This is a genomic window from Paractinoplanes ferrugineus, assembly GCF_016862195.1.
Classification (GTDB): domain Bacteria; phylum Actinomycetota; class Actinomycetes; order Mycobacteriales; family Micromonosporaceae; genus Actinoplanes; species Actinoplanes ferrugineus.
In genome coordinates this window covers 416324-440005 of record NZ_BOMM01000001.1, presented here as the reverse complement: position 1 = coordinate 440005, position 23682 = coordinate 416324, and the positions used below count along the sequence as shown (strand labels likewise).

General features: G+C 69.2%; 22 protein-coding genes, 1 tRNA gene and 1 pseudogene. 5 read left to right on the top strand and 19 right to left on the bottom strand.

The window, feature by feature from the left end; translation table 11 throughout:
* Nucleotides 1–10: 10 nt before the first annotated feature.
* From Afe05nite_RS02090 to trpS, 9 genes are all read right to left on the bottom strand, one after another.
* Complete coding sequence (locus tag Afe05nite_RS02090) at nt 11–1279, bottom strand: ABC transporter permease (RefSeq protein WP_438867435.1); 1269 nt, start codon at nt 1277–1279, stop codon at nt 11–13.
* A 47-nt stretch (nt 1280–1326) separates the two neighbouring features.
* Nucleotides 1327–2589, bottom strand: coding sequence for an ABC transporter permease (locus Afe05nite_RS02085; RefSeq protein ID WP_203815170.1), 1263 nt, complete (start codon nt 2587–2589; stop codon nt 1327–1329).
* Entirely contained in the window at nt 2586–4148 is a 1563-nt protein-coding gene (locus tag Afe05nite_RS02080) for an ABC transporter ATP-binding protein (RefSeq protein ID WP_307835606.1), read from the bottom strand. The genes Afe05nite_RS02085 and Afe05nite_RS02080 overlap by 4 nt, the downstream gene beginning before the upstream one ends.
* A gap of 67 nt (nt 4149–4215) precedes the next feature.
* Nucleotides 4216–5310 carry a BMP family lipoprotein gene (locus tag Afe05nite_RS02075; protein WP_203815168.1) on the bottom strand — a complete coding sequence of 365 codons (1095 nt, stop codon included), beginning with the start codon at nt 5308–5310 and terminating at the stop codon, nt 4216–4218.
* A 215-nt stretch (nt 5311–5525) separates the two neighbouring features.
* Nucleotides 5526–5762 carry an SCO4848 family membrane protein gene (locus Afe05nite_RS02070; RefSeq protein WP_203815167.1) on the bottom strand — a complete coding sequence of 79 codons (237 nt, stop codon included), beginning with the start codon at nt 5760–5762 and terminating at the stop codon, nt 5526–5528.
* A gap of 89 nt (nt 5763–5851) precedes the next feature.
* The gene (locus Afe05nite_RS02065) at nt 5852–6250 is read right to left on the bottom strand and encodes a hypothetical protein (RefSeq protein ID WP_203815166.1); all 399 of its coding nucleotides are present in this window, start codon (nt 6248–6250) and stop codon (nt 5852–5854) included.
* Between the two features lie 7 nt (nt 6251–6257).
* Nucleotides 6258–7169 carry a YihY/virulence factor BrkB family protein gene (locus tag Afe05nite_RS02060; protein ID WP_203815165.1) on the bottom strand — a complete coding sequence of 304 codons (912 nt, stop codon included), beginning with the start codon at nt 7167–7169 and terminating at the stop codon, nt 6258–6260.
* A 35-nt stretch (nt 7170–7204) separates the two neighbouring features.
* Complete coding sequence (locus tag Afe05nite_RS02055) at nt 7205–7717, bottom strand: 2'-5' RNA ligase family protein (protein ID WP_203815164.1); 513 nt, start codon at nt 7715–7717, stop codon at nt 7205–7207.
* A 4-nt stretch (nt 7718–7721) separates the two neighbouring features.
* Nucleotides 7722–8747 (bottom strand): tryptophan--tRNA ligase, encoded by a 1026-nt coding sequence (trpS, locus tag Afe05nite_RS02050; RefSeq protein WP_203815163.1) that lies wholly within the window; start codon nt 8745–8747, stop codon nt 7722–7724.
* A 139-nt stretch (nt 8748–8886) separates the two neighbouring features.
* Between trpS and galE the strand changes: the two genes are divergently transcribed.
* The 3 genes from galE to Afe05nite_RS02035 are packed head-to-tail and all read left to right on the top strand — an operon-like array spanning nt 8887 to nt 11211.
* On the top strand, nt 8887–9861 hold the full coding sequence (gene galE, locus Afe05nite_RS02045) for a UDP-glucose 4-epimerase GalE (protein ID WP_203815162.1): 975 nt from the start codon (nt 8887–8889) through the stop codon (nt 9859–9861).
* Nucleotides 9858–10988, top strand: coding sequence for a galactokinase (gene galK, locus Afe05nite_RS02040; protein ID WP_203815161.1), 1131 nt, complete (start codon nt 9858–9860; stop codon nt 10986–10988). Before galE ends, galK begins: the two co-directional genes overlap by 4 nt.
* 28 nt (nt 10989–11016) lie before the next feature.
* Nucleotides 11017–11211 carry a hypothetical protein gene (locus Afe05nite_RS02035; protein ID WP_203815160.1) on the top strand — a complete coding sequence of 65 codons (195 nt, stop codon included), beginning with the start codon at nt 11017–11019 and terminating at the stop codon, nt 11209–11211.
* On the opposite strand, the gene Afe05nite_RS02030 is transcribed toward Afe05nite_RS02035, so the two are convergent.
* Entirely contained in the window at nt 11168–12202 is a 1035-nt protein-coding gene (locus Afe05nite_RS02030) for a LacI family DNA-binding transcriptional regulator (RefSeq protein ID WP_203815159.1), read from the bottom strand. The genes Afe05nite_RS02035 and Afe05nite_RS02030 overlap by 44 nt on opposite strands.
* A gap of 96 nt (nt 12203–12298) precedes the next feature.
* On the opposite strand from Afe05nite_RS02030, the gene Afe05nite_RS02025 reads away from it, so the two are divergent.
* Nucleotides 12299–13111 (top strand): ATP-binding protein, encoded by an 813-nt coding sequence (locus Afe05nite_RS02025; protein WP_203815158.1) that lies wholly within the window; start codon nt 12299–12301, stop codon nt 13109–13111.
* On the opposite strand, the gene Afe05nite_RS02020 is transcribed toward Afe05nite_RS02025, so the two are convergent.
* From Afe05nite_RS02020 to Afe05nite_RS01980, 9 genes and pseudogenes are all read right to left on the bottom strand, one after another.
* Nucleotides 13095–14393, bottom strand: coding sequence for a sulfate adenylyltransferase subunit 1 (locus Afe05nite_RS02020; protein ID WP_203815157.1), 1299 nt, complete (start codon nt 14391–14393; stop codon nt 13095–13097). The two genes, Afe05nite_RS02025 and Afe05nite_RS02020, sit on opposite strands and share 17 nt — an antisense overlap.
* A complete protein-coding gene (gene cysD / locus Afe05nite_RS02015; RefSeq protein ID WP_203815156.1) occupies nt 14393–15304 on the bottom strand; it encodes a sulfate adenylyltransferase subunit CysD in 912 nt (303 codons plus the stop codon). Before cysD ends, Afe05nite_RS02020 begins: the two co-directional genes overlap by 1 nt.
* Before the next feature lie 42 nt (nt 15305–15346).
* Entirely contained in the window at nt 15347–16222 is an 876-nt protein-coding gene (locus Afe05nite_RS02010) for a 3'(2'),5'-bisphosphate nucleotidase CysQ (RefSeq protein ID WP_203815155.1), read from the bottom strand.
* A gap of 33 nt (nt 16223–16255) precedes the next feature.
* Nucleotides 16256–17689, bottom strand: coding sequence for a sugar transferase (locus tag Afe05nite_RS02005; RefSeq protein WP_438867433.1), 1434 nt, complete (start codon nt 17687–17689; stop codon nt 16256–16258).
* Between the two features lie 533 nt (nt 17690–18222).
* The gene (pth, locus tag Afe05nite_RS02000; RefSeq protein WP_203815153.1) at nt 18223–18807 is read right to left on the bottom strand and encodes an aminoacyl-tRNA hydrolase; all 585 of its coding nucleotides are present in this window, start codon (nt 18805–18807) and stop codon (nt 18223–18225) included.
* 84 nt (nt 18808–18891) lie between these two features.
* Nucleotides 18892–19521 (bottom strand): 50S ribosomal protein L25/general stress protein Ctc, encoded by a 630-nt coding sequence (locus tag Afe05nite_RS01995; protein WP_203815152.1) that lies wholly within the window; start codon nt 19519–19521, stop codon nt 18892–18894.
* A gap of 290 nt (nt 19522–19811) precedes the next feature.
* Nucleotides 19812–20792, bottom strand: a complete 981-nt coding sequence (locus Afe05nite_RS01990; protein ID WP_203815254.1) for a ribose-phosphate diphosphokinase — start codon at nt 20790–20792, stop codon at nt 19812–19814.
* A gap of 28 nt (nt 20793–20820) precedes the next feature.
* Nucleotides 20821–22348: pseudogene (gene glmU, locus Afe05nite_RS01985) on the bottom strand (bifunctional UDP-N-acetylglucosamine diphosphorylase/glucosamine-1-phosphate N-acetyltransferase GlmU).
* 41 nt (nt 22349–22389) lie between these two features.
* Nucleotides 22390–22460: transfer RNA gene (locus Afe05nite_RS01980), tRNA-Gln, on the bottom strand.
* A 198-nt stretch (nt 22461–22658) separates the two neighbouring features.
* On the opposite strand from Afe05nite_RS01980, the gene Afe05nite_RS01975 reads away from it, so the two are divergent.
* Entirely contained in the window at nt 22659–23606 is a 948-nt protein-coding gene (locus tag Afe05nite_RS01975) for an acyl-CoA desaturase (protein ID WP_203815150.1), read from the top strand.
* The last annotated feature ends 76 nt before the right edge of the window (nt 23607–23682 follow it).

The window sequence follows — 23682 nt, the reverse complement described above, 5'->3', positions numbered from 1 at the left end:
GCCAGGTGGCTCAGCTCTTGACGTAAGGCTGGCCGTCCGCGGCGGGCGCCCGCACCCGGCCGACCAGGCCGGCCACCGCCACGATGGTGGCGATGTAGGGCAGCATATTGAGGAACTGGTTGGGCACCGGGCTGCCGGCCACGCTCAGGAAGTACGCCAGCTTCTGTGCGAACCCGAAGAACAGGGCCGCCCCGAGCGCGCCGAATGGGGTCCAGCGGCCGAAGATCAGGGCGGCCAGCGCGATGAAGCCGGCGCCCGCGGTCATGTTCTTGTTGAACGCGCCGGTGGAGACCAGCGTGAAGTAGGCCCCGCCGGCACCCGCGATCAGGCCGCCGAGCAGCACGTTCAGATAGCGGAGGCCGCGCACCCGCACACCGACCGTGTCGGCCGCCGTCGGGTGCTCGCCGACCGCGCGGGTGCGCAGACCCCACCGGGTGCCCTTGAGCGCGAAGTGGATGAGCACCACCAGCGCCAGCGCGATCCACACCAGCACCTGGGTGTTGAACAGCACCGGGCCGATGACCGGGATGTCGGCCAGCCCCGGGATCTCCCACCGCGGCATCTGCGGCGGCTGGTTGTACTTCAGCGCGTTCGGCTGCATCAGACGTTCGTAGAGGAAGCCGGTGACGCCGAGCGCGAACAGGTTGAGCACGGTGCCGACCACGACCTGGTCGACGAGGAAGCGAATAGCGAGCACGGCAAGCATGGCGGCGATGATGAGACCGCCGATCATGGCGCTGACCAGGCCCGCCCACACGCTGGTGGCGAGCGTGCCGACCAGCGCCGCGCCGAACGCGCCCATCAGGAACTGACCCTCGATCGCCACGTTGACCACGCCGGAGCGCTCCCCGAGCACGCCCGCGAGGGCGCCCAGGATCAGCGGCAGGGCATATTCGACGCTGCCGCTGAGCGTGTCGACCAGCGGCATGAACTTGCCGGCCACCTGCCAGCAGAGGAACGCCAGCACGAACGACGCGATGCCGAGACAGAGCAGCAGGGTCTGCCAGCGCCTGGCCTTGCCGGTGAGCATGAGCACGCCCAGCGCGATCGAGATCGCCCCGAACAGGATCGTGCCGACCTGCCCGTTGATCGACAGGGCGGCGCCGCTCGCGTCGGTGCTGAGCGTGAAGCGGGCGGTCTCCGACTTGGCCAGCGGGCCGAACACGAGGGTGGCCAGCAGGCCGATGATCGTGATGCCGGCACCGAGCCGCCGCTCCCGGTTCCAGAACCGGGTGGGCGCGTCGACTCCGGTCAGGTTTTCCACAGTCGCCGTCGACAGGCTTTCAATCTGGGGTTTTCCGCTGCGGGTTGGCTCAGTCATGCCGGTCACCAGCCCTTCGACATCGAGGCGCCGAGCCGGGCGGAACGGGCGGCGCGGAGCTGGAAGATCGCCTTCACCATGGCGGGGGCGGCGATGAAGATGACGATGAGGGCCTGCAGCACGGTGACCAGCTCGAGCGAGATGCCGATGTCGACCTGCATCAGGTTGCCGCCGGCCCGCAGCGCGCCGTAGAGGATCGCGGCGAACAGCGTGCCCCACGGCTTGTTCCGGCCGAGCAGGGCGACCAGCAGGCCGTCGAAGCCGATGTTGCCGGCCACCTGGGCGGTGAGCTTGTCGGCGGTCCCGAGCACCTGAGCGGCGCCACCGAGACCGGCCAGGCCACCGGCGACGACCATGAGCAAGGTGTACGTCCTGGCGACACTCATGCCCGCGGTCTTGGCCGCCGGCGGGTTGGCGCCCACGGCGCGCAGCTCGAAGCCGAACGACGACCGGTTGAGCAGCCAGGCGACCCCGGCCGTGACCACCACGGCGAGCACGATGCCCAGGTGCACCCGCAGCGGTTCGGGCAGCGCCGGCAGCGCGGCCGAGCTGTCGATCGTCTTGCTGATCGCATCGCTGCGGGTCGGGTCCTGCACCCCCTTCTGCAGGATCAGCCAGCCGAGGAACAACGTGGCCGTGTAGTTGAGCATGATGCTCGTGATGACCTCGTGGGCGCCGGTGCGGGCCTTGAGGAAGCCCGGCAGGAAGCCCCAGAGCGCCCCGCCGATCAGGCCGAACAGCAGCGCCACGATCAGGTGCAGGCCCGGCGGAAGGTGGAAGGCGAAACCGGCCACCCCGGCGAACACGCAGCCCATCACCGCCTGGCCCTGGCCGCCGATGTTGAACAGGCCGCCCCGGAAGGCGAGCGCAACCGCCAGGCCGGTGAAGACCAGCGGGGTGGCGTAGGTGAGGGTCTCGGAGATCGGGCCGAACGCCTGCTGCCAGGAGCCGGTGTGGTTGAACCAGGCCTGGAACGAGGCCGGGTCGAAGAGGGCGCCCTTGAACAGGTCGGCGTAGGCGGCACTGACCAGGTCCCAGCTGGAGCCGAGCGCGTCGCTGGGTCGGGCGGTGAAGTAGGCGAACTTCGAGAGCACCGCGGAGTCGGAGACCACGATCAGGATCGCGCCGACGACAAGCGCCAGGAAGATCGACAGGAACGTGACCGTGACCGTGTTGGCCGACCAGAGGTTCTTCAGGAAGAGAGTCAGGAAACCCTCTTCCTTGGGTGACTCCTTGGCCGGTGGGGGGGCCTCGACGTCGGTGGTCACTCTGCTTCCTCTTCCTCTGCCGACTCCGCGCCGGTGATGCCGGCCATGAGCAGACCGATCTCCTCGCGGGGCATGTCGGGCGAGACGGTGGCCAGGATCCGGCCGCGGTACATCACCGCGATCCGGTCGGCGAGGCCGACCACCTCGTCCAATTCACTGGACACCACCAGTACGGCGGTGCCGTTGTCCCGCTCGTGGATGATCTGGCTGTGGATGAACTCGATCGAGCCGACGTCCACGCCGCGGGTGGGCTGGCTGGCGATCATCAGGCGCAGCGGCCGGGACATCTCCCGGGCCACGACCACCTTCTGCTGGTTGCCGCCGGAGAGGGTGCTGACCGCCGACGCCGCCGATGAGGTGCGGATGTCGAACTGGGTGACCCGCTCGGCCGCCGACTCGTTTATCGCCTTGGGGTTGAGCTTGAACCCGTTGCCGAACGGCGCCCGGTCGTACATGTCGAGCACGAGGTTCTCGGCCACCGAGAACTCCTTGACCACGCCGTCGAGGCTGCGGTCCTCGGGAACGTAGCCGACGCCCGAGCGCAGGATCTTCTTGGTGCTCATGCCGGCCAGGTTCTCGCCGTCGACCTCGACCACACCGGAACGGCTCACGCGCAGGCCCATGATCGCCTCGACCAGCTCGGTCTGGCCGTTGCCCTGCACGCCCGCGATGCCGAGCACCTCGCCGGCCCGCACGGTCAGGTCGACGCCGTCGACGGCGCGGACCCCCCGGTCGTCGTCGACCACCAAGTTGCTGATCTTGAGGACGTCCCGGCCGGGTTCGGACGGGGACTTGCTCACCTCGAGGCTCACCTCGCGACCGACCATCAGCGCCGCGAGCTCGTCCTCGGAGGTGTCCGGGGTAGCGGTGGCGACCGTCCGGCCGCGGCGGATCACCGTGATCCGGTCGGCGATGGCTTTGACCTCGCGCAGTTTGTGGGTGATGAAGACGATCGACTTGCCGCTCGCGGCGAGGCCGCGCATGACCGAGAGGAGCTCGTCGGTCTCCTGCGGGGTCAGCACCGCCGTCGGCTCGTCCAGGATGAGCAGGTCGACGTCGCGGGTCAGGGCCTTGACGATCTCGACCCGCTGCTGTGCGCCCACCGGCAGGTCCTCCACCAGGGCGTCGGGGTCGACCGGCAGGCCGTACCTCTTCGAGGTCTCCAGCACGTCGCGGCGGTTGCGGCGGCGGTCGAGGATGCCGAGGGGGCCGCCGCGCACGTCCTCGGCGCCGAGCGCGATGTTCTCCGCGACCGTGAACACCGGCACGAGCATGAAGTGCTGGTGGACCATGCCGATGCCGGCCGCGATGGCGTCCCGGGGGGTCTTGAAGACCTTGGCCTCGCCGTCCACCAGGATCTCGCCCTCGTCCGGCTGGAGAAGGCCGTAGAGCTGGTTCATCAGCGTCGACTTGCCGGCGCCGTTCTCGCCGAGCAGGGCGTGCACCTCGCCGGGCTCGACGGTGATGTCGATGTGGTCGTTGGCCACCAGGTCGCCGAAGCGCTTGGTGATGCCGCGCAATTCGAGTCTCAGCGGAATCTCCTGACGCTCGGCTTTCAAGGGCAACCGCCGCCCGGCCGCGAGTTTTCCTCACGGTCGAGCGGCGGCCAGGATGTTACCTACCTGCTCACTTCGGGGCGTTGGCCGACTCGACCTTGACGGCACCCGAGATGATGTCGGTCTTCAGCTTGGCGACCTCGTCCTTGAGACCCTGGTCGATCTTGCTGTCGAACTGGTTGTACGGAGCGAGCTCGACGCCGTTGTTCTCGAGCGTGCCGAGGTAACCCGGGGTCGCGGCGAGCGGCTGACCGGTGGCGCCGGCGACGACCGCCTTCTCGACCGCGTCCTCGATGTTCTTGACGACCGTGGTCAGGAAGACACCGCAGTACTGCGCCGCGCTCTTGCAGCCGTCCTGGTCGACCCAGATGATCGACACCTTGCCGCTGGAGCCCTGGGCGACCTCGGCCGCACCGAGGCCGGTGCCGCCGGCGACCGGCAGGATCACGTCGGCGCCCTGCGAGACGAAGGTGCTGGCGAGTGCCTTGCCCTTGGCCGCGCTGGCGAAGTCGTCGGTGAAGCTACCGGTCTGCTTGGCCTTGTCCCAGCCGAGCACGGTGACGTTCTTGCTCTTCTGCTTGTTGTAGTAGGCCACGCCGTCGGCGAAGCCGTCCATGAAGATCGTCACCGGCGGGATCTTCATGCCACCGAATGTCGCGACCTTGCCCGACTTGGAGTAGCCCGCGGCGAGGTAGCCGGAGAGGAACGCCGCCTGGTGGGTGGCGAACTGCATCGGGAAGACGTTGGCGCCGGTGCTCCCGCTGTCCACGATGGCGAACTGGGAGCTCTTCTCCGCGTCGGACACCTTCTGGGTGGCGGTGCCCATCAGGCCGCCGACCGAGAGGATGAAGTTGCACTTCTGGGTCACGAAGCCACGCAGGTTGGGCTCGTAGTCAGCCTCGGCGGTCGACGCGACGTACTTCGGGTCGACGTTGCTGGCCTGCGTCTTCGCGGCCTGGAGGCCGGCCCACGCGGAAGCGTTGAACGACTTGTCGTCGATGCCGCCGGTGTCGGTGACCATGCAGGCCTTGTATGCGGCTGCGGTGCTCGCGGAGCTGCTACCGCTGGGAGTCTCGTCCGGGGCGTCACCACAAGCGGCGGCGGCGAGGGTCAGCCCACCGGCCGCGAGAACCGCAAGGATCCGCTTCCCACGTACTGGGCGCAAGACGCCCTCCTTCCATGCACACCGACACCCGTCGGTGAGGCTTCAAGGTGGGGAGCGTAGCCGCAGGCCAAGACGTCAGCCGAGGTTTGCCCCAGACCGTTGGCGCACCGTTATCTCGCCGCAACCGGCGATCAGGTTGAACGCCGGTTTAGGTGGATCTAAGAATGAATTGACCGATGATTGCGAAACATGCCGTTAATTTTTCGGCTGTTCGCCTAGTCCGGCCGCGAATTCTTCAGGCGCCAGGCGCGTACGCCGAGGACGCCGACAGTCGTGCCGATGGCCAGCGAGGCAGCGATCAGTACGGCGTGCACCCAGAGGAACGACGTGGGCCGGCCACCGGCGAACGCGCGGTCGTCGTTCCAGATCGCCAGGCCGAAGCGGGGCCAGATCAACCAGGTCCAGACGCCGACGCCGACGAGGAAGAGCGCCCAGCGCCGTGTGATCACCATGCCGTCACCCTTTGCAGCAAGCTTTCGTTTTGAATTCGAAGCATGCCACGCGTCTCCGGTAGTTGCTCCACCGGACCTGGGCCGGGCCGTCAGGATGCCGGTGTCGAAGCCAGTCGGGTGGCGATCCGGACCCAGCCGGCACGCACCTCGGCCTCGGTCGGCGCCCGCCCGGGGCGCACGCGCCGGGTTTCCTGGTCGATGTCCTGGTCGCCCTCCGTGGAAGGCATCTCGGTGCCGGCCCGGGCCAGTTCGATCTCGTCCCGGATAGCCTCGGCGTCGACCCGGGGAAGCAGTGGCTCGACCACCGCCATCAGGTCCTCGTCGGCGACCACGGCCTGCGCGAGCGCGAGGGCGTGGGCGCGTTCGTAGGGGCCGCAGACGACGGGTTCCCAGTCCTCCTCGTCGCCGAGCGACCCGATCGTGATGACCCAGGGAAGGTCCGCCACCGGCGAGTTCACCGGCAGGTCCAGCGTCACGAGTGTGCCCACGGGCACATCATTCCGGGCTGCTGTGCCGAATCCAGCTATTTCGCCCCACGGGAGCAGTTTTATCGTCAGCTGACAAGTCCACTACCCGGCCGTGCGGGCTGGTGGCCGCCCAGGCCGCTCCGAACAGGAGCAGCTGGTTGAAGACGTACAGGTAGACCAGGACGCCGACGGCGGAACCGACCAGGCCGTACGCCGGGTTGCGCTCGACCAGGGCGACGAAGGTCTTGCCCACCGTGTTGAGCAGGGTGATGCCGATGCCGACCTGAAGCACCGGTGGCGCGATCCGGCGCACCGTCATCCGCAACCGGGGCACCGCGGCCAGCAGAGCGGCCGCCAGGATCATGTTTACCGAGATGGTGAGCAGCCAGCTCACCGCCGACTGCACGAAACCGTCGGCGAGCCAGTCGGTCACCTTCTCCAGGCCGTAGACGCCGAGCTGGGAGAGGGCGAGCAGCAGGATGAGCCCGATCAGCACGAGCAGGTCGAGCGCCTGCCGTACGCCGATGTAGCCGGGCTGCTCGGGGATCCGCCAGATGAGCCGCTGGGAGGAGCGGATCGCCTCGACCCAGCCGATGCCGGTGAAGGTCAGGCCCAGGATGCCGACGATGCCGACCGTCTTGCCGCTGGACAGGATTGCCTGGACGTCCAGGAACGGCAGGTTCTGCGCGAGGAACTCGGTGACGATGTTGAGCAGCTCGTTGTTGTTGGTGAGCAGGATCCCGAAGATCGAGTACCCGATCAGCAGCAGCGCGAAGATCGCGAAGAACCCGTAGTAGGCGATGGCCGCGGCGAGCCGGCCGCCCTGCACGTCCCAGAAGCGCAGCAGGGCGCGGCTGAGGTGATCGAAGTAGCGGAACCGGTAACGCAGCCGCATGATCCGTGCCTCGGCGGCGTCGTACGCCCGATCGATCGGATTCACGCGCGCACCGTAACCGAAATCACGCCGCCGGAAACTCAGACACCCAGGGGGAAGTCGCGCCGTCGACGCCAGGGACCCTCGCCACCGTGGGAGAACAGCGTGAACGAGGCGACGTGGAACTTGGCCGAGAAGTCGGCGAGATCGTCGAAGACCGCGTCGAGCTGCTCCGGCGAGACGTCCTGGGCGACCGTGACATGCGGGTGGTAGGGGAAGCGTGAGCCGCGCTCGATGTCGTCGGACGACGTGATCGCCTCGGCGAGCAGTTCGCACTCGCTGATCCCGACCGCGAGGGTCACGAAGACCACCTCGGTGATCGGCCGGAACGTGCCGGTGCCGCGCAGATGGATGGTGAACGGCAGCTGCGTGGCCGCGACCTTCTCCAGATGCCGCTCGATCGCGGGCAGCGCCCCGTCGGCCACCTCGGTCGGGCCGAGCAGCGTGACGTGCGCGGGGGTGTAGGCCGCCTGCGGATCACCGGCCTCGCCCCGGCGCCGGGTCAGCTGCTCCCCCCACGGTTCGGGGATGTCTATCGCGACGCCGATCCTCACCGCCTCAGAGCTCGCGCGCCGGGCTGAGGAAACCTACGTTCTGGTACGCCGTGGCGAGCGTCGCCGAGGCCACCGCGCGGGCCTTGTCGGCTCCGATGGCCAGCACCTTGTCGAGGTAGCCGGGGTCCTCGAGGTAGGCCCGGGTGCGCTCCTGGACCGGCCGGACGAACTCGACGACGACGTCGGCGAGGTCCTTCTTGAGATCGCCGTAGCCCTTGCCGTCGTAGTGCTCGAGCAGCTCGTCGATGGTGCGCAGGGTCAGCGCCGCGTAGATGGTCAGCAGGTTGCTGACGCCCGGCTTGTTCTCCTCGTCGTAGAGGATCTCCCGGCCGGTGTCGGTGACCGCAGACTTGATCTTCTTGGCCGACCGGGCCGGCTCCTCGAGCAGCTCGATGATGCCGTTCGGCGACGAGGCCGACTTGCTCATCTTGGCCGTCGGGTCCTGCAGGTCGGTGATCTTCGCGGTGTCGCGCAGGATGTACGGCGCGGGCATCGTGAACGTGGGACCGAACCGGGTGTTGAACCGCTGGGCCAGATCGCGGGTCAGCTCGAGGTGCTGCCGCTGGTCCTCCCCGACCGGCACCTGGTCGGCTTGGTAGAGCAGGATGTCGGCGGCCTGCAGGATCGGGTAGGTGAACAGCCCGACCGTGGTGGTGTCGGCGGCCTTGGCCGACTTGTCCTTGAACTGGACCATGCGGCCGGCCTCGCCGAAGCCGGTGATGCAGCTCAGCACCCAGCCGAGCTGCGCGTGCTCGGGCACGTGCGACTGGACGAAGAGGGTGCAGCGCTCCGGGTCGAGGCCGAGGGCCAGCAGTTGGGCCGCCGAGATGCGCGTGCGGTTGCGCAGGGCGATCGGGTCGTGCCCCATCGTGATCGCGTGCAGATCGACCACGCAGTAGAAGGCGTCGTGCGTCTCCTGCATCGCCACCCAGTTCCGAACCGCGCCCAGGTAGTTCCCGAGATGGAACGAGTCGGCGGTCGGCTGGATACCGGAAAGGACTCGCGGGCGGTGGGCGACGGCGTCTGACATAGCGGCCATTCTGTCAGGACTGACCAACGAGTGGCGAACACCTCCCGCCTGTTTGAACGTGTTGACTTGTGATCGTTCTTGGGGGAAACTCGGCCTGCCTAGACTTGGGAAAAAGCGCCGAGCTGAGGGGTCGTCAGTCGTGAAATTGCTCGTCACCGGGGGTGCCGGCTATGTCGGCAGCGTAACCAGCCGACTGTTGCTCGATGCCGGGCACGAGGTCACTGTGCTCGACAACCTCAACACCGGCTTCCGCGAGGCCGTCGCGCCCGACGCCACCTTCGTCGAGAAGGACATCAAGGACGCGGCCGACGTGCTCACCCCCGACGCCGGCTTCGACGCCGTGCTGCACTTCGCCGGGCTGATCGCGGCCGGCGAGTCGATGGTCAAGCCGGAACTCTACTGGCACGACAACGTGGTGAAGTCCCTGGCGTTGCTCGACGCGGTGCGCGCGGCCCGGGTCCCGCGGTTCATCTTCTCGTCCACCGCCGCGGTCTACGGCAACCCGGTCGAGCTGCCGATCACCGAGTCGGCGACCAAGGCACCCACCAACACCTACGGCGCCACCAAGCTCACCTTCGACCACGCGCTGACCTCCGAGACCCACGCGCACAAGCTGGCCGCCGTCTCGCTGCGCTACTTCAACGTGGCCGGGGCCTACATCCGCGACGACTACGAGATCGGCGAGCGGCACGACCCGGAGACCCACCTGATCCCGATCGCGCTCCAGGTGGCGGCGGGCAAGCGGGCCAAGCTCCAGCTGTTCGGCGACGACTACCCGACCGTCGACGGCACCTGCGTGCGCGACTACATCCACGTCGAGGACCTGGCCCGCGCCCACCTGCTCGCGCTCGACGCGGCCACCCCGGGCGAGCACCGCATCTACAACCTCGGCAACGGCAACGGCTTCTCCAACAAGCAGGTCGTCGAGGCCGCCCGCGAGGTCACCGGCGCCGAACTGCCGACCGAGATCGCCCCGCGCCGCGAGGGTGACCCGGCCACCCTGGTCGCCTCGTCCGCCAAGGCCCACGCGGAGCTCGGCTGGGTGCCCGAGAAGAACACGCTGCAGGCCATGATCTCCGACGCCTGGAAGTTCTACCAGGCACACGTCGCATGACCGCGTCCGACATCTTCCGCGAGCGGTTCGGCACCGAGCCCGAGGGCCTCTGGGCGGCGCCCGGCCGGGTCAACCTGATCGGCGAGCACACCGATTACAACGACGGTTTCGTGCTGCCCTTCGCCCTGCCGCAACGCACCGTCGCCGCGGTGCGCACGGCCGCGCCCGGGGAATGGACCGTGTGCTCCACGTTCGCCGACGACCCGATCACGTTCGGCGAGACCGAGCCGGGCGAGGTGACCGGCTGGGCGAGTTATGTGGCCGGCATCGTCTGGTCGCTGCGCGACGCCGGCTTCGACGTGCCCGGCGCGCGGATCGCCCTCGACTCCGATGTTCCGGTCGGCGCCGGCCTGTCCTCCTCGGCGGCGCTCGAGTCGTCGGTCCTCACCGCGCTGATCGACCTCGGCCGCCTGGACCTCCCGCTGGAGCGGCGCCCGGCGCTGGCCCAGCGGGCGGAGAACGTCTATGTCGGCGCGCCCACCGGCATCCTCGACCAGTCGGCGTCGATCCGCTGCCAGCAGGGTCGCGCGCTGTTCCTCGACTGCCGCACCTACGAGGTCGACCAGATCCCGTTCGACCTGGCCGCCGAGGGGCTGGCCATCCTGGTGATCAACAGCAACGCCCCGCACCAGCACGTCGACGGTGAATACGGCGCCCGCCGCAAGTCCTGCGAAGAGGCCGCGCGGATCCTCGGTGTGCCGGCACTGCGCGACGTCTCCGTCGACGGGCTCGGCGACGCGCTCGGCAAGCTCGACGACGAGGTGATGCGCCGCCGGGTGCGGCACATCGTCACCGAGAACCAGCGCGTGCTCGACACCGTCGAGCTGCTGCGGGCCGGCCGCACCCGGGACATCGGCCCGCTGCTGACCGCCTCGCACGCCTCGATGCGCGACGACTTCGAGATCACGGTGCCGCAGGTGGACATCGCGGTCGAGTCGGCGCTGGCGGCGGGGGCACACGGCGCCCGGATGACCGGCGGCGGCTTCGGCGGCTGTGTGCTCGCACTGATCGAGGCGGACCGCGCGGACCAGGTCGTGGCGGCTGTCGAGAAGGCGTACACGAAGGCTGGTTTCACCGCCCCCACCTGCTGGATCGCCACCGCGGGTCCGGGCGCCGCCCGGCTTTAGAAGTTCGGCCCGCGGGTAACCGGTGGGCATGACGAGCGAAGCGCGGGAAACCGACAAGCCGAACGAGTTCGGGTTCGGCGGGGGCGCCACGGCGCCGCAACCGGAACCGGAGACCAGATCGGCCGAGGAAGTCGACGGCGAGGACATCGCGGTACCGGCCGGTGACCTCACGGGTGCGATCACGCACGCGATCGAGGAGGCCACCGACTCCGAGCACTCGTAGACCCGAGGGTGCTCTCCCGGGCCACCAGGCGGTGCCCGACGCAGATCTCGCGGGGTGGCTTGGCGGCGGACGGACCGCCACCGAGCCGCTCGGCGAGCAGGTCGACCGCGAGCTGCGCGATCCGGGCGGTGTCCGGGGCGATGGTGCTCAGCGACGGGGTGCTGTAAGCGCCCTCCTCGATCCCGTCGAACCCGATCACCGCGATGTCGCCCGGCACGTCGAGGCCGCGCTCGAGGCAGGTACGGATGGCGCCGAGGGCGAGCGAGTCGGTGAAGCAGAACACCGCGTCCGGCCGGCGTTCGACCCGGTCGAGCAGCCCCGCCATCGCGGCCGCGCCGTCCGCCAGGTGCATCCCCGGGACCGGCACCACCAGCTGCGGGTCCACCGCCAGCCCGGAGTCGGCGAGCGCGTTGCGGAAGCCGGCGAGTCGCTGGGTACGGATGATCGCGGGCGGCCGGTCGGGGGCGCCGATGGCCGCGATCCGCCAGCGTCCCAGGCGTAACAGGTGCCGGGTGGCGTCGCCCGCGGCCGCGGCTCCGTCGACCGCCACGTGGTCGGTCTGGCCGTCGAGCACCCGCTCCCCCAGAAGTACGGTCGGAAGGCCGTCCGGCACCTCGCGATCGACTCCCTGCGGGGCGAGGATGAGGCCGTCGACGGAGTGCCGGCGCAGCCCGGTGATCCGGTCGCCGCGGCCGTCGGTCTGCTCGATCAGCACGGTCCAGCCACGCGGCTCGGCGGCCTGCACGATCAGGCCGGCCAGCTCGGCGTAATAGGGCGAGCGCAGTTCGGGCACGGCCAGCGCGATCACCCCGGAGCCGCCGCCCCGCAGCCGGCGGGCGGTCGGATCGGGCACGTAGCCGAGCGCATCGATGGCGGCCTGGACCCGCCTGCGGGTCTCCGGTGCGACGTGCACGAAGCCGTTGACCACATTGGACACCGTTTTGATCGACACGCCCGCACGGGCGGCGACGTCCTTCAGTCGGGGCGGCACGGCTCTGCACCTTACAACGTTGCAGTACTTAAAGCCGATCACTCGTGCGGGTCAAGGACGGGCCCAAGAATCACCGTCCGCGATTACCGTGACGTCATGCCAGTGAGCACAGCGTGTCCACAGTCCGAGGACTCCTCGGTCGTCGTGGAGGGTGACCTCGACGCCGCCGTCGCCCTCCTGTCCGTGCGTGGCGCCTGGGACCGGACGCTGCGGGAGCGGGCGACGACCACGCTGAACGAATGTCTGGCCGGGCACCCGGAGGCGATGATCCTCGATCTGTCCGGCCTGGACGATGCCCGCTGCGAGAGTGCCACCACCTGGCTGGCGGCGCGGTCCTCGGCCGCCGCGCTGCGGCCGTCGGTGCAGCTCGCGCTGTGCATCCCGGCCGATCTGCCGCTGGCCGACCGGATGCAGCGGTCGGCGGGACAGGGCCATCTGCCGGTCTACGCGAAGGTTCGCCAGGCCCGGGTGGCGATCGCGAGCCGGCTGCCGTCGAACGAGCGGACGACACTGGTCCTGGCGTCCGAGCCGGACTCGCCGAGCCTGGCCCGCGACCTGGTCACCCGGGCTTGTCTGACGTGGGGATTGCAGGATCTGCTGCACCCGGCCCGGCTGGTGATGTCGGAGCTGGTGACCAATGCGATCGAGCACAGTGGCACGTCGATGCGGGTGACCGTGAGCCGGCGGGCGGCCGGGATTCACCTGACCGTGTCGGACGGCAGCCCGGTGCTGCCGCAGATGCGGAAACCGGCGCGGCCCCGGCCGGGCCATCCGTTGGACGACCGCGGCCGGGGCCTGCGCGTGGTGACTGTCACGGCGGATGCCTGGGGCGCCCTGCCGGCCAGGACCGGGAAGGTGGTGTGGGCCACCCTGCAGCCGGCCGCGAAACGGGTTACTGGGCTTCGATGATCATGCCGGCGCCGACCGTGCGGTTGGTGCCCTCGTCGATCAGGATGAAGCCGCCGGTGGTGCGGTTCCGGCGGTACTCGTCGGCCAGCAGCGGCACGGTGGTGCGCAGCTTGACCCGGCCGATCTCGTTCAGCTTGAGGTCGCCGGCGGAATCGTCCCGGTGCAGCGTGTTGACGTCGAGGCGGTACTGCAGGCCGCGGATGACGGTCCGGGCCGTACGAGTCGTGTGCTTGATCGTGTATTTGGCGCCCACCCGCAGCGGAGCCGACTCGTCCATCCAGCAGATCATGGCCTCGATGTCCTGGGCCACGGCCGGCGCGTTGTTCGGCCGGCAGATCAGGTCGCCTCGGGAGATGTCGATCTCGTCGCTGAGCTTGACCGTCACCGACATCGGCGGGAAGGCCTCGGCGACCGGGCCGTCGGCGGTGTCGATGCCGGCGATCGTGCTGGTCAGGCCGGACGGCAGGACCATCACCTCGTCGCCGGGCTTGAGCACGCCGGAGGCGACCTGACCGGCGTAACCGCGGTAGTCGGTGACCGTGGTGGACTGCGGGCGGATCACATATTGCACCGGGAAGCGCACGTCGACCAGGTTGCGGTCGGAGGCGATGTGCACGTGCTCCAGGTGGTGCAGCAGCGACGAGCCCTCGTACCACGGGCTGTTCTCCGAGCGGGAGGCGATGTTGTCGCCGTTGAGCGCGGAGACCGGGATGATCGTCAGGTCGGTGATCTCGAGCTTGGCCGCGAACGAGGTGAACTCGTCGGCGATCTTGTCGTAGACCGACTTGTCCCAGTCGACGAGGTCCATCTTGTTGACGCACAGAACCAGGTGCGGCACCCGCAGCAGCGACGTCAGGAAGGCGTGCCGCCGGGACTGCTCGACCAACCCCTTACGCGCGTCGACCAGGATCAGCGCCAGGTCGGCGGTGGAGGCGCCGGTTACCATGTTCCGGGTGTACTGAATGTGCCCCGGGGTGTCGGCGATGATGAACTTGCGGCGCGGGGTGGCGAAGTAGCGGTAGGCCACGTCGATCGTGATGCCCTGCTCCCGCTCGGCCCGCAGACCGTCGGTGAGCAGCGCGAGGTTGGTGTATTCGTCGCCGCGCGCGGCACTTACCGCCTCGACGGCGTCGAGCTGGTCGGCGAAGATCGACTTGGTGTCGTAGAGCAACCGGCCGATAAGCGTCGACTTGCCGTCGTCGACGCTGCCCGCGGTGGCGAAGCGGAGCAGGTCCATCCGCTGAGCCGGGGCGCTCTCGGCCTCGAGCAGTGCCTGGGTCATCAGAAGTAGCCCTCTCGCTTGCGGTCTTCCATCGCTGCCTCGGAGACCTTGTCGTCGCCGCGGGTGGCCCCGCGCTCGGTGATCCGGGTCGCCGCGACCTCGGCGATCACCGTCTCCACCGTGTCCGCGTCGGACAGCACCGCCGCCGTCTGCGAGGCGTCGCCGACCGTGCGGTAGCGCACCCGGCGCACCTGCGAGGTCTCGCCGTCCCGCAGCCGGATGAACTCGTTGACCGCATAGAACATGCCGTCGCGCTCGACCACCTCGCGGTCGTGCGCGTAATAGATCGACGGCAGCGGGATCTTCTCCCGGGCGATGTAGTGCCAGACGTCCAGCTCGGTCCAGTTGGACAGCGGGAACACCCGGATCGACTCACCCGGGTGGTGCTTGCCGTTGTAGAGCGCCCACAGCTCGGGCCGCTGATTCTTCGGGTCCCACTGGCCGAACTCGTCGCGGAAGGAGAACATCCGCTCCTTGGCCCGGGCCTTCTCCTCGTCGCGGCGAGCCCCGCCGAACAGGGCGTCGAACCGGTATTTCTCCACCGCCGCCAGCAGCACCGGGGTCTGGATCCGGTTGCGGGTGCCGTCCGGCAGCTCGCGCACCAGGCCGGCGTCGATCGCCTCCTGCACACTCGCCACCACCAGGTTGAGGCCGAGAGTGGCGACCCGGGAGTCGCGGTAGTCGAGGACCTCGGGGAAGTTGTGCCCGGTGTCCACGTGCATGACCGCGAACGGGATCCGGGCCGGCGCGAACGCCTTCTCCGCCAGCCGAAGCATGACGATCGAGTCCTTACCGCCGGAGAACAGCAGAACCGGGCGCTCGAACTCGGCCATCACCTCGCGCATCACAAAAATGCTCTCGGCTTCGAGAGCATCCAGGTGTGAGACGCGGTATGGCTTCGGCTGACTCATCGGTGTTTCCCGACCTTTCCGGGGGGTTACTTACGGCCGTTGTTACGGGAGGTGACGCTGCAACGCTGCAAGCAACCGAGGGGCCAGATCCTTACGACAGACCACGAGGTCCGGCAGCTTGGGATCGGCCTCGTTGTATTTCAGCGCAGAACCGTCGATTCGGCTAGCGTGCAGGCCGGTGGCCAAAGCCACAGCAACCGGTGCGGCGGAGTCCCACTCGTACTGCCCCCCGGCGTGGACATAGGCGTCTGCCTCGCCGTTTATCACCGCGGCGATCTTGACGCCGGCCGATCCCATGGGCACCAGCTCGGCGCCGATTTCTTCGGCGAGAGTGGTCACGAAAGCCGGCGGGCGGGTGCGACTCGCAGCAATGCGGATCAATCCCCCACTGCCGTTATCGATCGGCAGCGGTGGATAGGCGGGCGGATAGTCGGTGGCGAGTGTCCGGTGCCGCGCCGGCATCGCGACCGCGCCGGCCGCGAGATGACTCGGCAGACCGGAGTCGGAGCTCCAGAGCGCGACGTGCACGGCCCAGTCGGTGCGACCCTCCTCGGAGAACTCGCGGGTGCCGTCGAGCGGGTCGACGATCCAGACCCGGTTGGAGCCGAGCCGCTCCGGGCGGACCGTGCTGTGCTCGCCGTCCTGCCAGGCCACCCGGGAGTGGTCGTCCTCCTCGGAAAGGACCGCGTCGGCCGGGCGCCAGCGGGCCAGCTCGGCGCAGAGCAGGTCATGGGCCGCGCGATCACCGGCGGCCTTGAGCGCCTTGCCGTCCGCGTACCCCATCTCCTCGCGGACTCCCAGCAGGACCTGGCCGGCCCGATCGGCGAGCCAGCGCGCGAAAGCCGAGTCGATGACCGGGGGTGTCCCGCCGGCCTCGCCCTCGCGCTGACCGGTGATGCGCTCCGACGTCTCTGTCATTGGCTTAGGGCTCCTCACTAGTACGCTCCGGAACTAGTACGCTCCGGACGAGCGCACCACGGCCGTCATCGTCCGCAAAAGGATCACCAGGTCCAAGCTGAGCGACCAGTTCTCCACATAGCGCAGGTCCAAGCGGACGGCTTCCTCCCATGACAGGTCCGAACGTCCGGAAACCTGCCAAAGGCCCGTCATGCCGGGTTTGACGGCAAGTCGACGCCGCACGTCGTCGGCGTAGACAGCCACCTCCGACGGCAACGGAGGTCGCGGCCCCACCAGCGACATCTGGCCGAGCAGCACGTTGAGCAGCTGCGGCAGCTCGTCCAGCGAGAAGCGGCGCAACCAGCGGCCCACCCCGGTGACCCGCGGATCATCGCGCATTTTGAAGAGCACACCATCGTGCTCGTTGAGGTGCCGGAGCTCGGCCAGCCGGGCCTCGGCGTCGACGTACATGCTTCGGAACTTGAAGATGCGGAACGGACGGCCGTCGCGGCCGACCCGTACCTGTCGAAAGAGTACCGGCCCGCGGGAAGTCATCCGTACACACAGTGCGACAGCGAGAAGCAGGGGGCCGAAGGCCGCGAGCAGCAGGAGCGCGCCGACCCGGTCGAACAGGTCCTTGATCAATCGCGAGCCGCCGTGCAGCCGCGGATGCTCCACATGCAGCATCGGCAGCCCGTCGAACGGCCGGATCGTGGTGCGCGCACCGGCCACGTCCACCAGCGCACTCGCCACCACCAGGTCGACCTCGTCGCGCTCCAGCCGCCAGGCCAGCCGGCGTAGCGCGTTGCCGTCCAGCTCCGGGCAGCTCAGCACCACCACGGTGTCGGCGTCGGCCTGCTCCACCGCGCTCGCCACGTCGTCGAACGTTCCGTACACCGGCATGCCGGTCACGCCGACCCCGTCGTGCCCCGGCGGGAGGCACGCGCCCACCACCTCGAGACCGTGGTAACGCTCGCGGCGCAACTGCCGGGCCATCCCGATCACGGCCAGCTCGTGCCCGGCGAGGATGACCCGGCGCAGGCTGGCCCCGCGGGCGCGGGCCAGGTGCAGCCGCTTGCGCAGGCCGAAACGCAACACCAGGGAGGTGCAGATCGCGCTGGGCAGGGCGGCGAGGACATAGCCGCGGGCAAGATCGAGATCGAGCGCGTACGAGATCAGCGCCGCCCCCGCGATCAGGCCGACCCCGCCCCGGATCACGCGCTGGTATTCGTCCGTACCCACGAACAGATAGCGGCGCTCGTAGGCCCGGGAGACCGCCAGCACCGCCAGCAGCAGCACCGGAAGCAGCGCCGTGAGGATCATGTAACCGCGGTTGTAGGTGGTGACGTCGTCACCGAAGCGCACCCCGAACGCCACCGCCCCGGCCACGGTACCGGCGGCCAGGTCGGCCAGCACGAGGTTGCGCACGTAGCGCCGCTCCCACTGCTGCCGCCGGGACATCGCCGCATGCCGGCCGCGGACCCGCACGAACGGCCGGTTCGCCGACCGGACCGCGCTTGACCGGTTGCGCTGGTCGGAATCGTGCCGTTCGTGGACCTGGTTCCGCTCGACCGGGCCGCGCGCCGCCCGGGGTGGGGCGTTGTCCGGCTTCGGCCGGCCCGCGGGTGGCCGGAGCCGGCTCTCGCCCGGACCGGTCCCGGCGCCGGCCGGCGGCGGGCTCTGCGGGATCACCGGGGCCGGGATCTTCGAGTTACGCACCGTGGTCTTGCGGGACACCGGCCGATTCGGCCTGGGCCCGTGGTTCGCCGGCGGATGATTCGCCGGTCCGTGTCCTTCCGGCGGTGCGCCGCCCAAGGCCGGACCGATCTCCGGCAGGTGAACGGTCGGATCGGTCAACACCGACTCCTGCTGATCCTGCACCCCGCACCTCCCCCCGTTGCGCCGGCCGCACGCACCGAGCGGTGCGTACGTGTGACCAACGCACGGACGGCGGAGAGCGTCACGGGGCTAGGAGACGGACAAAACCGCTCAAACGATCCACCCGTTTCGACCCCGTCGGATCAACCGCCGTGGTATTTGTTCTGCGCCCACTCGACGCCCTCGAGAACGACCGCCTCCACCACGTCAGCGGCTCGATCGACGAGGAACTCCAGCTCTTTACGCTCCGCACCGCTGAAGTCGGACAGCACGTAATCGGCCGGATCCTGCCGGCCGGGCGGGCGTCCGATCCCGAACCGGACTCGCGCGTACTCCTTGCTCGACAGCGACTTCGACATCGAACGCAACCCGTTGTGGCCGCCTTCACCGCCGCCTCGCTTGGCACGCACCTGCCCGAACGGCACGTCAAGCTCATCATGCACGGCAATCACGTTCTCCACCGGCACCTTGAAGAACTGGGCCAGCGAGACCACCGGAGCACCCGACAGGTTCATGTAGGTCAGTGGCTTGACCAGCACGAGCTTCGGTCCGCCGAACCCGAGCCGGCCTTCGGCCATGTCGGCGTGCGCGCGCTTGGCCCGGCCGAACTTCGCGCCCACCCGCGTGGCGAGCAGGTCGGCCACCATGAAGCCCACGTTGTGGCGGTTGCCCGCGTACTCCTTGCCGGGATTGCCCAGCCCGACCACAAGGAACGATTCATCGCTCATGGAAAGCCTCCGGATACACGACAGGGAAAGTGCCGGCGGCCGGCACTTTCCCTGATCACTGCTCTGGCACCGCCGACTGGCGGATTACTCCTGGGACGAGCCCTCGGCCGAAGCCGTCTCGCCGGCCTCACCCTCGGTCGCGTCGCCGCCCTCGAGCTGCTCGGCGGTCTGCGCCTGCGAGATGATCGCGAGCACGAAGTCGGGCTCGACGGCCAGCTCACTGCCGGTCGGCAGGGTCACGTCGCCGGCGGTCACCTGGGCGCCCGCCTCCAGGCCCTCGATCGAGACCTCGAAGCCGTTGGGCAGGTGCATGGCCTCGGCCACGATGGCGAGCGTGGTCGACTCGCTGACGACCAGAGTGTTGCGAGCGGCTTCACCGACGAGCGTCACCGGGACGTCGACCTGGACCTTCTCGCCACGCTTGACGATGATCAGGTCGATGTGCTCGTAGGTGTCCTTGATCGGGTCACGCTGGATGGCCTTGGGGAGCGCGAGCGTGGAGCCCGACGCTCCGTTGACGTCGATCGTGAAGACCTGGTTGAGGCCACCATGCCGGATGGCGGCGGCGAACTCGCGGGCCGGCAGCGCGATGTGCTGCGGCTTCTCGCCGTGGCCGTAAAGCACGGCGGGCACCAAACCGGCCCGGCGCGTGCGGCGGGCACCACCCTTGCCGAACTCGGTGCGGGGCTCGGCGCTGATCTTTACCTCGGACACGGGGAAACTCCTGAAATCATCGATCGGGCTGCGTCGTTAGTCGGCGGGCGCCAGGGCGGAACAGTCGGCAGTGCGTGCGTGCAATCGGCCGCCGTCGGTGCTGGAAGGCCGTCGTCGGCGCTGCCGGGCAAGGGGGCGCGCTGGGCACAGGCCCGGAGCACCGCGTCGATCACGGTGCCTCCGAGCGGCTGCGAACCTCAGCAGACCGCGGGGCACCCTCGCCGTGGCAACCGCACTAGCCTACATTCCGCTCCTACGCACCCCGAAATCGGGGCACGCGGAGCTGGAGATCAGCTGAGACCGCCGAAGAGCGTGGTCACCGATCCGTCGTCGAAAACCTCGCGAATGGCCCGGGCCAGCAGCGGAGCGATGGACAACACGGTGATCTTGTCGAGCCGCTTCTCCGGGGGAAGCGGCAGCGTGTTGGTCACCACCAGCTCGCTGATCCGGCTGTTCTTGAGCCGCTCCGTCGCCGGGTCGCTCAGCAGTGCGTGGGTCGACGCGACGATGACGTCGGCCGCACCCTCGTCGAACAGGATGTCGGCGGCCTTGGTGATGGTGCCCCCGGTGTCGATCATGTCGTCGACGATCAGGCACACCCGGCCCTCGACCTCACCGACCACCCGGTTGGCCACGACCTGATTGGGCTTCAGCGGGTCCCGGGTCTTGTGGATGAACGCCAGCGGGCAGCCACCCAACCGGTCGGTCCAGCGCTCGGCCACCCGCACCCGCCCCGAGTCGGGGGCGACCACGGTCATCGGCCGGCCGGCGAACTTCTTGACCACGTGCTCGGCCAGGATGTCCATCGCGAACAGGTGGTCGACCGGGCCGTCGAAGAAGCCCTGGATCTGCGCGGTGTGCAGGTCGACGGTGAGGATGCGGTTGGCGCCCGCGGTCTTCAGCAGGTCGGCCACCAGCCGCGCGGAGATCGGCTCCCGGCCGCGGTGCTTCTTGTCCTGCCGCGAGTAGGGGTAGAACGGCAGCACCACGGTGATGCGCTTGGCCGACCCACGCTTGAGAGCGTCGATCATGATCAGCGTCTCCATGACCCACCGGTTCACCCCCTCCGTCATCGACTGGACGACGAAGGCGTCGGAACCGCGAACCGAGTCGCGGTAACGCACAAAGATCTCGCCGTTCGCGAACTCGTACGAGTCCGACGGTGTCGGCGCCACGCCGAGCACCTGGCCGATCTCCTCGGCCAGTTCGGGGAACCCCCGGCCGGAGAAGAGCATCAGGCTCTTCCGGTTCTCCGCGACGATGCTGCCCATCGGCTCGTGCTCCCGTGGATCGAGGGGATTAGTCACCTGAAGTATCTCCCGAGGCCACCGTCCCGCTACGCCCCGAGCCCGGTGGGTGTGATGCCTCACCCCCCTTGACCCGAACGCTACTCGACCTTCCCCTTGTCGGCAGCTCGCTCGGCAGCCTCGGCGGAGACCGTGCCGGCCCGGCGCCGCGCCGTCCAGCCCTCGACGTTGCGCTGCTGCGCCCGGGTCACGCCGAGGTTGCCCGGGGGCACCCGCTTGTCGATGGCACTGCCGGCCGCGACGTAGGCGCCGGGGCCGATCTCGACCGGGGCGATCAGCACGGTGTCGGAGCCGACGAACGCCGCCTCGCCCACCGTGGTGCGGTGCTTGTTGACCCCGTCGTAGTTGGCGAAGATCGTGCCCGCGCCGATGTTGGCCTTGGCTCCGATGGTCGCGTCACCGACGTACGTCAGATGGGGGACCTTCGCGCCGTCGCCGAGCTCGGCGTTCTTCGTCTCGACGAAGCCGCCCACCTTCGACTTGCGACCCATCCGGGTGCCCGGCCGGAGGTAGGAGAACGGACCGACGGTCGCCTCCGGGCCGATCTCGGCACCTATCGAGTGCGTCCGCAGCACCGTGGCGCCGGCTCCGACCGCGGTGTCGACAAGTGTCGTGTCGGGGCCGATCACCGCGCCGGTTTCCACCCTGGTGTCGCCGCGCAGCTGCGAGTTCTGGTCGATCACCGCGTCCGGCTCGACCGTCACGGTGACGTCGATCCAGGTGGTCGCGGGGTCGAGGATGGAGACGCCGGAGCGCATCAGGTCGGTGTTGATCCGGTCCCGCAGCATCGCCCGCAGGCCCGCCAGCTGGGCCCGGTCGTTGGCGCCGAGGGTTTCCCGGGCATCGGCCGCGACGTGCACCCCGACCGCGCTGCCGACCTCGGCGAGCAGGCCGAACACGTCGGTCAGGTATTCCTCGCCCTGGTCGTTGTCGGTGGAGAGCTTGCCCAGCGCCGTCCGCAGCTGGGCCACGTCGAACGCGTAGATGCCGGCGTTGATCTCGCGGATCGCGCGCACCTCGGCCGACGCGTCGCGCTCCTCGACGATCCGGGCCAGCCCGCCGCCGGCGTCCCGCACGATGCGGCCGAGGCCGGTCGGGTCGTCGACCGCGGCCGCCAGCACGGTGGCCGCGCGGTTGCCCGCCTCGTGCGCCTCGATCAGGGCGGTCACCGTCTCGGCCCGCAGCAGCGGCACGTCGCCGTTGAGCACCACCACGGTGCCGGCCGCGTCGGGCGCCGCGTCGAGCGCGATCCGCATGGCGTGCCCGGTGCCGTTCTGCTCGGCCTGGAGCACCGGCACGGCCGTCGGCGCGATCTCGGCGAGGTGCTCACGCACCTGGTCGGCCTTGTGCCCGACGACCACGATCGTCTGCTCGGCGGCGGCCGGGGCGGCCGCGGCCAGCACATGCCCGAGCAGGGTGCGACCGAGCAGCGAGTGGAGGACCTTGGGGGTCGCGGATCTCATCCGCTTGCCCTCTCCGGCGGCGAGAACGACGACGGTACGACGAGGGGCCTGGCTCACGCGGTTACTCCATTGGTTGCGGCTGCTGGCGGACAGGCTTGCTCCCGGAAGAGGATTCGAACCCCTATAAACGGCACCAAAAGCCGCGGTCCTACCATTAGACGATCCGGGATCAAAGCGGACATATATCTTCTCTTGATATCCGCCGCTCACATAGTAGCGGCACCCGCCCCGAGCAATGATCCCCGACATCTCCCCGGGCCACGGACTGGCTGTCCGCCGATGCCTTTCCGGCCCGATTCGCGCCGAAGCCGCGGTCCCCTTGGCTACGGTGACGTAAGCGTAACCAGCTGGTCACTGAGAGGTGTTCATGGCATCCGCCGCCGAGGCCACGACGATCAACGGCCCCCAGCCGCTCACCGAGGGACCGCAGCCCTGGGGGGTCCTCTTCGCCCTGTACGCGTTCGTGGTCATCCCGTTCCTGGCGGTGCTGGCCGCGATCCCGCTCGCGTGGGGCGGCTGGCTCTCGTGGACCGATCTGGCCATCGGCAGCGTCTTCTACATCGTGTCCGGGCTCGGCATCACCGTGGGTTTCCACCGCTACTTCACGCACGGCTCGTTCAAGGCCAAGCGCTGGCTGCGCATCGTGCTCGCGCTGGCCGGCTCGGTGGCCGTGGAGGGCAACATCATCCAGTGGGTGGCCGACCACCGGCGCCACCACATGTTCAGCGACCAGCAGGGCGACCCGCACTCGCCGTGGCGCTACGGCACCGGCTACCGAGCGCTGATCAAGGGTCTCTGGCACGCCCACCTGGGCTGGATGCTCAGCCGTGAGCTGACCAACCGCGCGCGCTTCGCCCCGGACCTGCTGGCCGACAAGGACATCCGCCGCATCGACAAGTGGTTCGGCCTGCTCGTGCTCTTCTCCATGCTGAGTCCGGCCGTGCTCGGTGGCCTCGTCACCTGGTCGTGGACCGGCGCGCTGACCGCGTTCTTCTGGGCCGGCATCATCCGCATCGGCCTGCTGCACCACGTCACCTGGTCGATCAACTCGGTCTGCCACGTCTACGGCGAACGACCGTTCGAGGTGCGTAACGGCGACCGGGCCGCCAACTTCTGGCCGCTGGCGATCCTCTCCTTCGGCGAGTCGTGGCACAACCTGCACCACGCCGACCCGACCTGCGCCCGGCACGGCGTGCTCCGCGGCCAGGTCGACAGTTCGGCCCGGCTGATCTGGCTGTTCGAGAAGGCCGGCTGGGTGTCGAATGTGAAGTGGCCCGACGCCGAGCGGTTGAGCGCCAAGATGATCAGGGCGTGACGCCCGGCACGGGACACGCGAAATCGGGCACACCTGGCAGGATGGCCGGGTGACGGACTCAGGCGACAGCAGTGCC